The organism is Paenibacillus tyrphae (assembly GCF_027925525.1).
GTDB classification, from domain to species: Bacteria; Bacillota; Bacilli; order Paenibacillales; family NBRC-103111; genus Paenibacillus_G; species Paenibacillus_G tyrfis_B.
In genome coordinates this window covers 15,965-29,081 of sequence record NZ_BSDJ01000029.1, presented here as the reverse complement: position 1 = coordinate 29,081, position 13,117 = coordinate 15,965, and the positions used below count along the sequence as shown (strand labels likewise).

The 13,117-nt window shown below is 52.0% G+C and carries 14 protein-coding genes; 12 read left to right on the top strand and 2 right to left on the bottom strand.

Features of this window, described 5'->3' with window-relative positions; all coding sequences use genetic code 11:
• The first annotated feature begins 34 nt into the window (after positions 1-34).
• A complete protein-coding gene (locus tag QMG93_RS26570; RefSeq protein WP_281941919.1) occupies positions 35-775 on the top strand; it encodes a suppressor of fused domain protein in 741 nt (246 codons plus the stop codon).
• Between the two features lie 346 nt (positions 776-1,121).
• Positions 1,122-1,985, top strand: coding sequence for a copper amine oxidase N-terminal domain-containing protein (locus QMG93_RS26565; protein WP_413789341.1), 864 nt, complete (start codon positions 1,122-1,124; stop codon positions 1,983-1,985).
• An 82-nt stretch (positions 1,986-2,067) separates the two neighbouring features.
• Here QMG93_RS26565 and QMG93_RS26560 read toward each other — a convergent pair whose 3' ends face one another.
• Both QMG93_RS26560 and QMG93_RS26555 read right to left on the bottom strand, forming a co-directional pair.
• A complete protein-coding gene (locus QMG93_RS26560; protein ID WP_281941915.1) occupies positions 2,068-2,475 on the bottom strand; it encodes a type II toxin-antitoxin system death-on-curing family toxin in 408 nt (135 codons plus the stop codon).
• Positions 2,475-2,738: a hypothetical protein gene (locus QMG93_RS26555; protein ID WP_063179120.1), complete on the bottom strand. Its 264-nt coding sequence runs from the start codon at positions 2,736-2,738 to the stop codon at positions 2,475-2,477. The genes QMG93_RS26560 and QMG93_RS26555 overlap by 1 nt, the downstream gene beginning before the upstream one ends.
• A 255-nt stretch (positions 2,739-2,993) precedes the next feature.
• Between QMG93_RS26555 and QMG93_RS26550 the strand changes: the two genes are divergently transcribed.
• From QMG93_RS26550 to QMG93_RS26505, 10 genes are all read left to right on the top strand, one after another.
• Positions 2,994-4,280 (top strand): SPFH domain-containing protein, encoded by a 1,287-nt coding sequence (locus QMG93_RS26550; RefSeq protein WP_281941909.1) that lies wholly within the window; start codon positions 2,994-2,996, stop codon positions 4,278-4,280.
• A 13-nt stretch (positions 4,281-4,293) separates the two neighbouring features.
• Positions 4,294-5,037 carry a hypothetical protein gene (locus QMG93_RS26545; RefSeq protein WP_281941907.1) on the top strand — a complete coding sequence of 248 codons (744 nt, stop codon included), beginning with the start codon at positions 4,294-4,296 and terminating at the stop codon, positions 5,035-5,037.
• A 297-nt stretch (positions 5,038-5,334) separates the two neighbouring features.
• Positions 5,335-5,877, top strand: coding sequence for a hypothetical protein (locus tag QMG93_RS26540; protein ID WP_281941905.1), 543 nt, complete (start codon positions 5,335-5,337; stop codon positions 5,875-5,877).
• Between the two features lie 44 nt (positions 5,878-5,921).
• Positions 5,922-6,578, top strand: coding sequence for a hypothetical protein (locus QMG93_RS26535; RefSeq protein WP_281941903.1), 657 nt, complete (start codon positions 5,922-5,924; stop codon positions 6,576-6,578).
• A gap of 40 nt (positions 6,579-6,618) precedes the next feature.
• Positions 6,619-7,323: a hypothetical protein gene (locus QMG93_RS26530; protein ID WP_281941901.1), complete on the top strand. Its 705-nt coding sequence runs from the start codon at positions 6,619-6,621 to the stop codon at positions 7,321-7,323.
• A 238-nt stretch (positions 7,324-7,561) separates the two neighbouring features.
• Entirely contained in the window at positions 7,562-8,584 is a 1,023-nt protein-coding gene (locus QMG93_RS26525) for a LacI family DNA-binding transcriptional regulator (protein WP_281941900.1), read from the top strand.
• Complete coding sequence (locus QMG93_RS26520) at positions 8,581-9,519, top strand: ABC transporter permease (RefSeq protein WP_281941898.1); 939 nt, start codon at positions 8,581-8,583, stop codon at positions 9,517-9,519. The genes QMG93_RS26525 and QMG93_RS26520 overlap by 4 nt, the downstream gene beginning before the upstream one ends.
• Positions 9,520-9,536: 17 nt before the next feature.
• A complete protein-coding gene (locus QMG93_RS26515; RefSeq protein WP_281941897.1) occupies positions 9,537-10,418 on the top strand; it encodes a carbohydrate ABC transporter permease in 882 nt (293 codons plus the stop codon).
• A 95-nt stretch (positions 10,419-10,513) separates the two neighbouring features.
• Positions 10,514-12,034 carry an extracellular solute-binding protein gene (locus QMG93_RS26510; RefSeq protein WP_281941895.1) on the top strand — a complete coding sequence of 507 codons (1,521 nt, stop codon included), beginning with the start codon at positions 10,514-10,516 and terminating at the stop codon, positions 12,032-12,034.
• A 29-nt stretch (positions 12,035-12,063) separates the two neighbouring features.
• On the top strand, positions 12,064-13,017 hold the full coding sequence (locus QMG93_RS26505; protein ID WP_281941893.1) for an acetylxylan esterase: 954 nt from the start codon (positions 12,064-12,066) through the stop codon (positions 13,015-13,017).
• Positions 13,018-13,117 lie beyond the last annotated feature (100 nt).

The window sequence follows — 13,117 nt, the reverse complement described above, 5'->3', positions numbered from 1 at the left end:
AAAGGGAACGAATCGAGAGCAGAGGTGCATTTCTTTGGTCAAACCTTCGGATTATTCGGAATCGGGCAACCCGATTTATAAGTATGAGGATAAGGAACGCAGCTGGATGTCGCCCAACTATGGCGAGGAAGGCTGGACCGAGAAGATCGAACGGCATTTCGAGACATACATCGGCGAGATCGACAACGTATTTCATGAAATTATTTCCGACATCGTCCATATCGATGTTTATCACATTAAGCCAACGCAGGAACGGAACTACCACACGTTGTTTACGACGGGAATGAGCTATTTGCCGATGAACGTTCCCGAAGGGATCGAGGGCTACAATTATGCGGAACTGATGATTTGTTTGCCGCCCGAATGGCCGATCACGCAGGAAGCCTTCGCCGACGAGGACCATTATTGGCCGGTCCGTTGGCTCAAGATGCTGGCCAGGCTTCCTCATGAGTATGAGACGTGGCTAGGTCACGGGCACACGGTGCCTAACGGGGATCCCGCGCGTCCCTTGTCGGACCAGACGAAATTGAACGGAGTCATTTTGCTCCCGCCCATCATGGTGCATCGCGATTTTTTGACGCTGGAGATGGACTCGGAGAGAACGATTCGGTTCTACTCCATTGTCCCCTTGTATCAGGAAGAGATGGAGTTCAAATTGAAGTACGGCTGCAATGACTTGACCGATAAATTCGACAAATACGGCATCAACGAAATCGTCCGGCTGAACCGGAAAAATGTGTGCCGATCGTCGGTTATTCCATTTCGGAGAAGATAGGTTCGGTAGCGAAAAGGCAGGCTAAGTCCGCGATTCATTGCGGTATATTGACTTAGAACGTAGAGAGCATCACCCTTCGGGGACGATGCTCTTATTATTTGCAATGTGGGACGTTACTTGAGAAAGAACATCTGCCCGCGGAAAAAATGCAGGATGTGAAGAAAACGTCGAAGCGATCCTGGATTACATTGCGGAAAAAGCTGACACGATCCGCGTACTTACGGCGGAATAGATTGTGTCACAATTTTTTTTAAAACACCCCACAAAAAAATTAACGGGAACGAACAACTTAGTGAGCTCATGCAAACAAGAATTTTTAACCAATAAAGGAGAGTTACTGATGAACATGAAAAAACCTATGATGATCGCCGCATCTTGCGTTGTCGCAACCAGCCTGATGGCCGGCTCCGCATTGGCAAAGTCCGATAATGACAACCGCGCAGAGAGAGCGGAAGCTGCAGCTCAAGCAATCACTGTTGGCAAAGAAAAAGACGTCAAGGTTAAAGTAGAGGTAGAACCGAAGGCCTCCGTTACGGGCACGACTTATGAAAACAACGGCAAAAACGGCTATAAAGGTCTGCTCAACGCTATTGAAAATGTGAAAGACAAACCGGCCGGTGCCGTGCTTGCCGATCTTCTTTTGACCAAATACGAAACACAGCTTACGGCTGAGAAGAAGGCTGAACTGGAAGCTATCGTCGAAAAAGACGCTGCACTTTCCGCGGCAGCCGATCTGCTCGACAATCAAGGCAACGTAACCGATGCGGTCTATGTTCAGAAGGAAGCCGTAAAAGCGAATGTAAAAAACCTCAACGCTTACAAGAAGCTCGGTAAGCTTTACGAGAAGCTTGGAAAATCCGGCGTGCAATTGTACGTCAATGGTGAAGAGCCTTCCATGGAAGTCCGTCCCTTCATCCGTGAGGGCAGCACCCTGGTACCTTTCCGGGCCATCTCTGAAGCTCTGAAAGCGGAAGTGAGCTGGAACCCGGAAGAACGCTCCGTGACGGTTACTCGCGACGGCATCACCGTTAAGCTCTTTGTTGATAGCACGAAGGCTTATGTGAACGGCAAAGAAGTGACGCTGGAAGTGCCTGCGGCTATTGTGGAAGGCAATACCGTCGTGCCTGCCCGCTTCGTCAGCGAAGCTTTGAAAGCCATTGTGAAATGGGAAGAAGAATCGAAAACCGTTGTAATCTACGAAGACAACTAAGACAAGCTTGCATAGAAGCCTCCTTGCGAGGCTGTGACAAATGGGTTGGGGACCGTAGTCCTCAGCCCATTTTTTTTGCTTGTTACTCCGTATCAACAACTACAGCATGCTGCTGGATAATTTCAACCAGCTCTCCAAAAGAGAACTTATGATTCACCATATCCACAGTCAGGTCTTCAGCCTTCTTAACATCCATCACAAACCGATAGCCGTTATACCGAAGGAAAATGACTAAAGCGGTAAATGCCGTTCGCTTGTTTGCATTTTGAAAGGGATGATTCTGCCCCAACGATTCAAAAAGCGAAGCAGCTTTATTGAATAGGGTCCTATAAGCGTCTTCTCCGAACGCAGAAGATTGAGGACTCAGAACGGCTGACTCCAGCAAGCTGTTGCTTTTTACTCCGATATGTTCGCCAAGACTATATTTTTGAATAACGGCTACGTTGACGGCGATGACTTCTTGAATGGTTAAATACCAGACGTGAGCCATTATCTATCTTTTAACCCTTTGAGCGTTTCGTCATACTCCTCCATGACTTGAGAAAGGGTCTCCATAAAATCCGGACTTATTCCTGCGGGCAGAGAAACCTTGTTTGCTTTTCGGATGACGATCTCCCCGTCTTGTTCCCGCACATCGATCTGTACCGAATCGCCGAGCTCCACTCCGATTCGTTTGAAGGCCTCGGTCATCGTGATGCCTAAGCTGTTGCCGAATTTGGCGACTTTTCGCTCCATCCCAACCACCTTGCTCATATCATCATTCTCCTTATTAATAATGTCAAATTGTTATAACAATTATACGGCGCGTACGTATTTTTTGAAAATAGGACTTCCCGGCATCCTCCCCGACAAACCACTCCAACTCTTTCCGCATCTTGTCGAAATCTAGCAAAATTGTCTGCTATAACGCATCAAATGGAAAATTTTGAGTCCAAAAAGGGTTGATTTCGTAGTATATTAATGTAAAAGGATTACACGTGAGACCAGCATATGGAAAGGGGTACCTAGATGGCAATTATAGAAGTAGTCAAATTCGACGGGCCACCCGATTTATTGGTATGGAAATATCCGAATCAAGAACTAGGCACATGGACTCAACTGATCGTCAATGAAACCCAGGAGGCGCTGTTGTTCAAAGGCGGGGAGGCGCTTGACCTGCTCGGCCCCGGCCGGCATACGCTATCAACGCAAAATATTCCGGTTTTTTCCTCCGTCGTCAATTTGCCGTTCGGAGGCAAGTCGCCGTTTACGGCGGAAATCTGGTTCGTGAACAAGCTGCATAAGCTGGATCTGAAATGGGGGACGCCGACTCCGATTCAACTGCAGGAGCCCAAATATCACATGATGGTATCGGTCCGCGCGTTCGGCCAATTAGGTATTCAGATCGAAGATACACGCAAGTTTCTGCTTAAGCTGGTCGGGACGCTTCCGGCGGTCGATCAGGCGGCGCTTGGCAAATATTTTCGCAGCATCTTGATGATGAACATCAAAGAGCTCATCTCCGCTTATCTGGTACATAAAAAAATTAGCATTTTGGAAATCAACGCCTATATCTCCGAAATTTCCAAGCATATGGAAAGTCGAATCGTTTCGATTTTTCAAGAATACGGGATTCGTCTGGTCGGCTTCCAGATCGACTCTATTAATCTGCCCGAGGAAGATCCGGCCACGAAGCGGTTAAAGGAAGCGTTAGCGAAAAAAGCGGAAATGGACATTCTCGGCTTCTCCTACCAGCAGGAAAGAACCTTTAATACGCTGGAAAGCGCAGCGAAGAACGAAGGGAATCCGTCGGCCTTCTTGGGAGCGGGCATCGGTCTGGGGCTCGGTCAAGGCGTCGGTATGACGATTGGCGATTCGTTTTCGCGGTTGTCGGGACACATGGATGTGTCTACTCCTGTGCAGACGTGTTCGAATTGCGGCACGAGCAATGCGCATGATTCCAGCTTTTGCAGAGGGTGCGGACAATCGCTCAAGCAGGGAGCTGCTTCTTCGGCCGTGGCCTGCCAAGCGTGCGGTCATTCCCTACCGGCGGGATCGAAGTTTTGCCCGAACTGCGGTGATAAGTACCGTCCTTGTCCCCGCTGCCAAGCGGATAACCCGGAACAGGCGCTTCATTGTGCGAAATGCGGCGAGTCGCTGGGCGCTCCTTGTCCTCAGTGCGCGACGATGGTGGAGGCGGGAGCGAAGTTTTGTCCGGAGTGCGGCAAGAGCATGGTGCTCACTTGCAGTCAGTGTCAGCAGGTCGTGCAGCCGGGGCAAAAGTTTTGTTTTGAATGCGGGAATAAGTTAGGGTGAAAAGGAGCTTGAGATGAATATGAATCGTTTGCCTGCCGTGGCCGCCAAATTGATGTTCGGCCTCATTGTCTTGGTAACCGTAGCTGCCTTTTTCTTATGCCGTGTGGAGGATTGGGGAACCGGGCACTGGTGGACTTCCTTGATCTCCATCGTTCTTGCGGAAGCGGCTTGTTATTACTGCGCAGTAGGTGAAGTGAAGCAAAACCGGCGCGGAGACGGGCTTCCTGCCTCCTTGACCTTCGTTACGATATCGGTGTTGTATGGAGCAGCCGCTATTTTTCATACAGTTTTCTTCTGGTTGACCTTGCGGATTTCCTTGACCTCTTACGTGGTGATTGAAGTCATCACTGCCGCAGTCTGGGCGATCGGGATGGGGCTTGCCCATCATTTTACGAATGTTGTGCGGAATCAAGAGGATGATCAAAGGGTACAGATGCAGCTGATGAAGCAGATGAAGCTGGCTCTCGACTCGGTAAGCTATGCGCTGGAAGAAGAGGAAATCGAGGAGCGCGAAGCGTTGAAAGCCGGGGTACGGGAGCTGATCGAAAAAGTGAAGTATAGCGACCCGGTTTCCCATCCTTCGATGATCCATATGGAGGAAAATTTGCTGTGGCAGATCAAGGAACTGGAGCGCTGTGTCCGCGGACTCAGTGATCAGGCGGGAGAGAAGGGAAAGGTCGAGATGTCCCGCAAGCTTTTGCGTGATATCTCCGCCGACCTGGGCCGCAGAAACAGCCAGTTGATTACGCTGAAATGATCTTGATGGAAAAGTGCGACAGCGAATACAAGAAGAGATGAGGGAACACGCTTGGACTTTGACGATAAACCTGCCATAAAAGGCGAATGGATATTGCTGGCGTTCCTCTTGTTTTTTCCGGTGGGTCTTATTTTGGCAGCTATCCGATTGAGGAAGCATCGCGATCTTAGTTATCAAAAAGTATTGGAATGGAAAAATGCCGGGGTAACCCTTTTTATTTTATTTGGATTTTCTACGCTTCCCCTTTTTATAACCTTGTCCTTCGCCATCCAGGAGGAGAGGTTTGGGGTATTTTATGTGTCTCTTTTCGCCGCTATCCTGTTCCTGCTGCTGCCGGGGGGATTCATGCTGTGGAAGAGCGGACAGAAACGCAAGCAGCTTTTTGCCCTGTACGATCATTATCGTCATATCGTCGCAACGGAAGGAATTACTTCGATCCAGACGATCGCGGACATGACCAAGCAGAGGCCGGCGGTCGTTGCCAACGATTTGAGACGCCTGATCTATCTTGGTGCGTTCCAAGATGCCTTCGTAGATATGCATTCGATGTCGATTGTTATTAGGCGGCCGAAAGAGCCGACGGAAACGGACTTATCCTCAAAACGAGCTGCGGCGATGAAGGAATTGGAGGATTTGGTAAAAGGCGCTGATCTCAAAGACATATTCGGTGTAATCATGAACGGGGACATCCAAATACCCCCGTCGTCCAAACCGGCAGAGAAGCCGCTGCCGAAGAAGGTGGAGTGCCACGGGTGCGGTTCGTCGACCTTGCTGCAGCCCGGCGAAAGCAAGGCGTGTCCGTATTGCGATTCCCCTCTAACGTATCCGAAGAGCGGATAGAAGGCAGGTATTCAGCACACCAAGAGGGGGGGGCGGAATGCGAATTGAATATGGACAAGCCGGCAATAAACGGCGTGCTAGTGGTACTGGCTCTGGTTCTCTTTTTCCCGGCCGGTATCATTCTGTTCGTTATCCGTGTACGGAAGCATCGGGACTTGAGTTATCAAAAAATATATGATTGGGCAGTTGCGGGCACGGCGCTTTTGATTATGTTTCCTTTCATGCGCTTAATCTTCACGAATGAAATCAATCAACTATTTTTTCTTCTTCCGGGTGTATTCCTGCTAGGGATAAGCCAATGGAAGCGAAAGCGGCTCAATGACCGATACAAGCTTTATCGCAATATCATCATGGAGCAAGGGATCAAATCCATTCTCGGCATCGAGAAAGTAATCAACCAGCGCCGGGGCGTGGTGATCAACGATTTGAAACGCATGATCGGTCACGGCATGATTCCGCATGCTTCCATAAATATGTATTCGTTGACCCTTGTTTTCCATCAGAACGGTTTTGTTGCCCGCGAGGGTACTGGCGATGGCCACATTCACGAGTGGGACAAGCCACTGCCTTTATACAAACCGTCGGAAAAACGATTGCCCAAGTCGGTGGAGTGCCATGGCTGCGGTTCGTCAACAATAGTGAGGCCTGGCGAGAGCAAAGCTTGTCCTTATTGTGATTCCTTGCTAAGTTACCCGCAGTAAAATAGGCATGTCGAAGCATAAAAGAAATGAGGGAGCCTTCTTGAACTATGATCGTCCAGCCATAAGCGGCGTTGCGATAGCGCTGGGACTTATTTTATTTTTTCCGATCGGCTTCATTTTGCTGGCTGTCCGACTATGGAAGCACCGCGATTTGAGTTACCAGAAGGTCATTGACTGGAAAAACGCCGGCACGACGTTTCTGATTATTTTTATCCCGTTTCTGATTTCGTTCTTACTCCATTTGGCTGCAGGGAGCGATATTCAGTACTGGGTGATGGTATGGGTTGTCCTCCTTGACTTGATTCCCGGCATATATATGCTGTGGAAGAGCGGACAGCGACGCAAGCAGCTCTTCGACAGATACGACTATTACCGCCACCTCGTTTTGGTGCAGGGAGTGACGTCTATCCAATCCTTGGCGGAGACGACGAACCAGCGGCCGGCCGTCGTGGTTAACGACTTGCAGCGCATGATTTATCTCGGCGTATTCCAAGATGCGTTCATCGACATGTACTCGATGTCCATTGTCTTCAATCAATGGGCCCCTGGGGCCTCGATGGTAAATGTCAACGTGTCCGTGAACGGAGATAGCTTCGTACCGCAGCAGAGCAGGTCGCAGACGCCGCCCCCAACGCCCAAGACGGTGGAATGCCCCGGCTGCGGGTCGTCCGCCCTGCTGAAGCCCGGTGAGAATAAAACATGTCCTTATTGCGATTCCCCTCTGGCCTACCCGCAGCACGGATAGAGCAAGCCTTACAAGCGAAACAACGAGCACTAGAGCACTGGCCTGAAGGCCGGTGCTTTTTTTCTTGACCGGGACCGCCTCCAATCGCGAGATGCTTCTGTGACGCTTTTATGACAGCATTCAAAGAAAGCGCTGCACAAAAAACGCAGCCCTGATTGACCAAACCTTCTTCCGGAGCTATAATAAAAACAAATCGAAACGTTTCGATAAATTTCGGATAGCTTTATCGGGGGGAACTATGGTTACGATTAAAGACGTTGCAAAGCATGCGGGAGTGGCGCTTTCGACCGCATCCTACGCACTCAGCGGAAGCGATAAAGTAAGTCCGAAAACCCGCGAATTGGTGCTGCAGGCAGCCAAAGAGCTGAATTACCAAAAGAACGGCTTCGCGATGGATCTCAAGCGCAAATCGACGAAGACGATTTTGCTCATTTTAAGCGACCTGTCGGGGCCTTATTATTCCGAGCTGATCCGCGGGACGCAGGAGGTCACGCTGTCCAACGGCTTCGATCTGATTGCGTGCAGCTCAGTCGGAGGGGCCGATTCGACGGCGTATAAATTTTTGCAGGAACGAAGAGTGGACGGCGCAATCGTGCTCGATCCGAACATCAGCGAGCATCTGCTGCGCGAATCGGCCCGGGAAGGCTGCCCGATCGTCGTGATGGACCGTTACGTCGAAGGCGATTTCATTATGAATGTGGCAGCGGATAACGTTCAGGGCGGATACGAAGCAACCCGTTATCTTATGGAGCAGGGACACCGCGATATCGCCTGGATTGGGGGACCCAGCAATTCGCTGGGCAGCCAGCACCGTAAAGAAGGCTACTTGAAAGCGCTGCAAGAAGAAGGAATCGCCAATACGAAATGGATGCTGGTCGGCAATTTTACGGAAGAGGGCGGCTATCATTCGACCAAGGTGCTGCTCATGCAGGAAGAGCGTCCTACCGCGATCTTCTACGGCAACGATGAAATGGCGATCGGCGGCTACAAGGCGCTTCGCGAATTCGGCCTAAGCGTGCCGGAGGACGTATCGATCGTCGGCTTCGACGATATTCAGGTGGCGGAATACTTGTCTCCTCCCTTAACGACGGTCCGGCAGCCCAAGTACGAGATGGGCACCATGGCTGCGCATCTTGTGTTCCAAGCGATGGGCGGAGAATACGTTAACAAGTCCTATAAATTAAAAATCGAGCTGATCGAGCGTCTGTCCTGCCAGCCTCCTCGGCTTGCTCCGAATCGCGGGAAGGGGATGGAAACGTGAACACGTCAGTCGGAAACGTTTCGCTTACGAGAAGAATATTTACGCACTGGGAGCTTTACCTGCTCTTGCTCCCAGGCTTGCTGTACTTCCTGATTTTCAAGTATGTGCCGATGTTCGGGATCGTCATGGCGTTTCAAGAATACAGTCCGTTTCTTGGCGTGACGGGCAGTGAATGGGTCGGCTTCCGGCACTTCATCGATTTGTTCCAATACGATCAGTTTTGGCGTCTGCTGCGCAACACGCTGCTGATCAGCTTTTATAATATTGTGTTTTATTTCCCGGCTCCGATCATTGTGGCGCTGCTGCTCAACGAGCTGGTGCGGGAATGGTTCAAGCGCACGATCCAGACGATCGTTTACCTGCCGCATTTTATATCCTGGGTTGTGGTCGGGTCGATCACGTATATCCTGCTCAATACCGAAACGGGCTTGGTGAACCAGCTCATTGTCTCGTTCGGCGGCGAAGCGCATAACTTTCTGGCTGACCCCGATTCGTTCCGGACGATGATTGTGCTCCAGAACATATGGAAGGAAGTCGGATGGGGGACCATTATCTTTTTGGCAGCGCTTTCCGGCGTGGATACGCAGCTGTACGAAGCGGCGACCGTCGACGGCGCGAACCGCTGGCACAAGCTGTGGCATGTGACGCTGCCCGCCCTGCGCAGCACGATTCTGATTCTGCTCATTTTGCGGCTCGGCAACGTGCTGGATGTCGGCTTCGAACAAATTTTCCTGATGCTTAACGATCTGGTGTACCCGGTCGGCGACGTGTTCGAGACGTTCGTTTATCGTGAAGGCATCGGCGGCGTAGGTCTCGGCGGCGGCCGGTTCAGCTTCGGTGTCGCGGTCGGTCTGTTTAAATCGGTCGTCGGTCTCATTTTGGTGCTTGGGGCGAATAAATTAGCCAAAAAATTCGGCGAAGAAGGCGTGTTCTAAGGGGAGGGACTTGCACAATGAACAGTAGAGCAACCTGGACGGACCGGATCGCCGACGCGGCGATCGCGCTTGTGCTGATCGCGCTCGCGCTCAGCTCGTTATTTCCTTTCGTGTACATCTTGGCGACGTCATTATCGCCGATGGAGCAGGTGCTGCGCGGCGGGATCATTTTATGGCCGGAGCACTTTTCGTTCGATGCGTACAGCACGATTCTGGGCAACACCAATTTTGTCCGGTCGCTGTACATCACGGCGGTGACGACTGTCGGAGGAACGTTCGTCAATCTGGCCCTGACGACCTTTATGGCGTATCCGCTTTCCAAGAAGACGCTGCCCGGCAGAGAAACGGTGCTGCTGCTCGTGACGATTACGATCCTGTTCAGCGGCGGCATGATTCCGACGTATATCGTCGTCAACAAGCTCGGCCTGCTCGACAGCGTGTGGTCGCTCATTTTACCCGGCGCGATCAGTGCATTCAACCTTATTATTCTGAAAAACTTCTTTCAGGGCATCCCTTCCGAGCTGGAGGAGGCCGGGAAAATCGACGGGTGCCGCACCTTCGGCCTGCTGTTCCGGATCGTGCTTCCGCTGTCCATGCCGGCGCTGGCGACCTTTACGCTCTTCTATGCGGTCGGCAACTGGAACCAGTTTTTCAACGCAGTCCTCTACATCACGAAGCCGGAGCTGTGGACCGTGCAGGTGTTTTTGCGACAAATGATTTTCCAGGGCTCAACGCAGGATGTCATGGGGCAATCGGGCTTCTCGGGGGGGCAGGATATTCTTCCCGTCACGATTCAGATGGCGGCGATTGTCGTCTCGACACTTCCGATTCTGGTGGTGTATCCGTTTCTGCAAAAGCATTTTGCCAAAGGCGTGCTTCTCGGCTCCGTAAAGGGATGAGCGGTATCGGCGGTTGGGTTCACGAGCGGCGCTGCGGCGCGGTTCTGACCATATAGTTTATGGCGGTTATGAACACATAAAACGGAGGGGTTCACATGAAAGTATCGGGAAAACGGTGGAAACAAATCTCGTCCTTGGCCCTTGTTACAGCTTTGGTTGCGGTGACCGGCTGCGGCGACAAATCGGGCGGCACGGGGAAAGAGGGCGCTGCATCCGGGGATTCCGGGAAAAAGCAAAAGATCAGCATGATGTACCCGCTTTATGGCAATCCTCCGCAAAAAACGGAAGTGTGGAAAAAGATGGAGGAAGCGGTCGGCATCGAATACGAGTCGATGGCGATTCCTTCGGCGCAATATCCGGAAAAGCTGAAAGCGTCCATCGCCGCCAACAGTCTGCCGGACATTACGCATTACATGTCCTTCCCGGACCCGAACTTTACGCAATATGCGAAGCAAGGAGCTTTCCTGCAGCTCGATGACTATATTAAAGATACGAAAAATTTGAAAAACTTGCCGCAGTCGATGTGGGATTTCATCAAAATCGACGGCAAAACGTACGGAATCCCGCGTCCGGCGCAGATGGAGCGAGCCGTCGTAATCCGCAAGGATTGGCTGGACAACCTCGGTCTGCCGATTCCGAAGACGCTGGATGAGTTTTATCAGACCGCAGTTAAATTCGCCAAAGGCGATCCGGACAAGAACGGCAAGGAGGATACGGTCGGCATCGTGCTGAACCAGACGCTCGGTTATCACTTGGACCCGGTCTTCATGGCGTTCGATACCGGCAACGGCTGGCGCAAAATGGAGGACGGCACGCTGATGAACTCCTCCATTACGCCGCAGCGGAAGGAAGCGCTGATGTGGCTGGGAAAGCTGTATAAAGACGGCGGTATCGATAAAAACTTCACCGTCATGAAGGACAACCAGATGTGGGAAACGTTGGAAAGCGGTAAGGCCGGGATCTTCTTCGGCGCCCAGACGAGCGATTACAGCCGTTTTGTGACGAATCTGAAGAAGGTCGATCCGAAGGCGGAATTGATTATGATTGCTCCTCCGGTAGGCAAGGACGGCAAAACCGGATTCCCGGACGGCGTCGGCATGTTCGGACAGTTCGTGCTGCCAGCCAACATCTCCAAGGAGAAGGCGAAAAAGGCGATCGAGCTGCTCGATTGGCAGGCGGGGCAAGAAGCCCATTTGCTTCGCAAGGTGGGTGTCGAAGGCGTTCACCATAAGAAAAATGCCGATGGCACCATCGAGATGATTGGCGATAAGTATGCTCAGGATGGCATCGCCTATCTGATCTGGAACGTGCCGAACGATCCGCTCGTCTCCCTTCCGCTGAGTGCGCCGAAGAACATTCAGGAAGCAGTGAAGAACAACTTGACCGTCGTATCCAAGCTTGGCGTGGTCAGCCCGGCCGTCGCTTATATGCCGTCGACCAACGTTTCGAAAAACTTCGCCGATCTGGATCAATTGGTTCGCGGGCTTTCTGTGAAGATGGTTATTGGCGAAGCGACCGACAAGGACTTCGACAAGTTCGCCGCAGAGTGGAACAAGCGGGGCGGCGAAGCTTGGACGAAGGAAGTCAACGAATGGTATAAGCAGCAGAAAAAATAATTTTTAGCGATAAGGCGGGGCGGTAGCTCATGAACGCAGTTCAAAAACGAATCGAAGAGCTTCACCGGTATGCGCCGGAGCCGACCGCTCCGGCCGATCTGGAGGCATTCTGGAGCAGGACGCTGGCCGATGTGATCGACAAGCCGGTTCAAGCGCAGCGATCGCGGCAGAAAACGCCGTTCCCGTATATGGATACCTACGATGTCACGTACCAAGGGTTCGCCGATACGCCGATCAAAGGGTGGTATCTGCTTCCGAAGTTTCCGGTGCGGGAGAAGCTGCCGTGCGTCGTCTTGTTTCACGGGTATACGGGAGGCCGGGGGTATCCCGAGCAGTATGCCTCCTGGCTGCTGATGGGGATGGCGGTGTTCGCTGTCGACATCCGGGGACAAGGCGGCGAGACGGGCAACCGGCTGGACAATACGTACGGGATGACGAAAGGCTGGATCACGCAGGGCATTCTGGATAAGGAGACCTGCTACTACAAGGCCATCGCCGTCGATGCGCTGCAAGCCGTTGAATGGGCGGCGGCGCAGCCGGAGATCGACCGCAGCCGCATCGTCGTGGCCGGCGACAGCCAGGGAGGCGGACTGTCGCTGCTGGTCTCCGCCTTGAGCGATAAGCCGGCGCTGTCCATCGCGAATATTCCGAATATGTGCCATATGGACTTCGGCATTCTGAATTCGGTCAGCTCGCTCTCCGAAGCGGCGGAATTCGTAAACCGGTTCCCGGAGCATCTGGACAAGGTCATGGAGACGTTAAGCTATTTTGACATCATGAATTTGGCGGAGCGCATCCGGATTCCGGTGCTCGTCTCGGCCGGCTTGAAGGACACCGTATGCTTGCCGGAAACCGTGTTTGCGGCGTACAACCGGATCAGATCGACGAAGGAGATCGGAGTGCATCCGTTTACGGGACATGCGACGAGCGGCTACCAGAACCGCCGAACGGTTGAATTTATCCGAAAGCATCTTTCCTTTTAGCGCGAGTTGCGGGTTAAAACTTATTTCGAAAAAGGACCGCTGGAGCGATGGTGTCCGGCGGTTTTTTTCTCCCATAAATATAAAGAAAACGGAGTGGAGA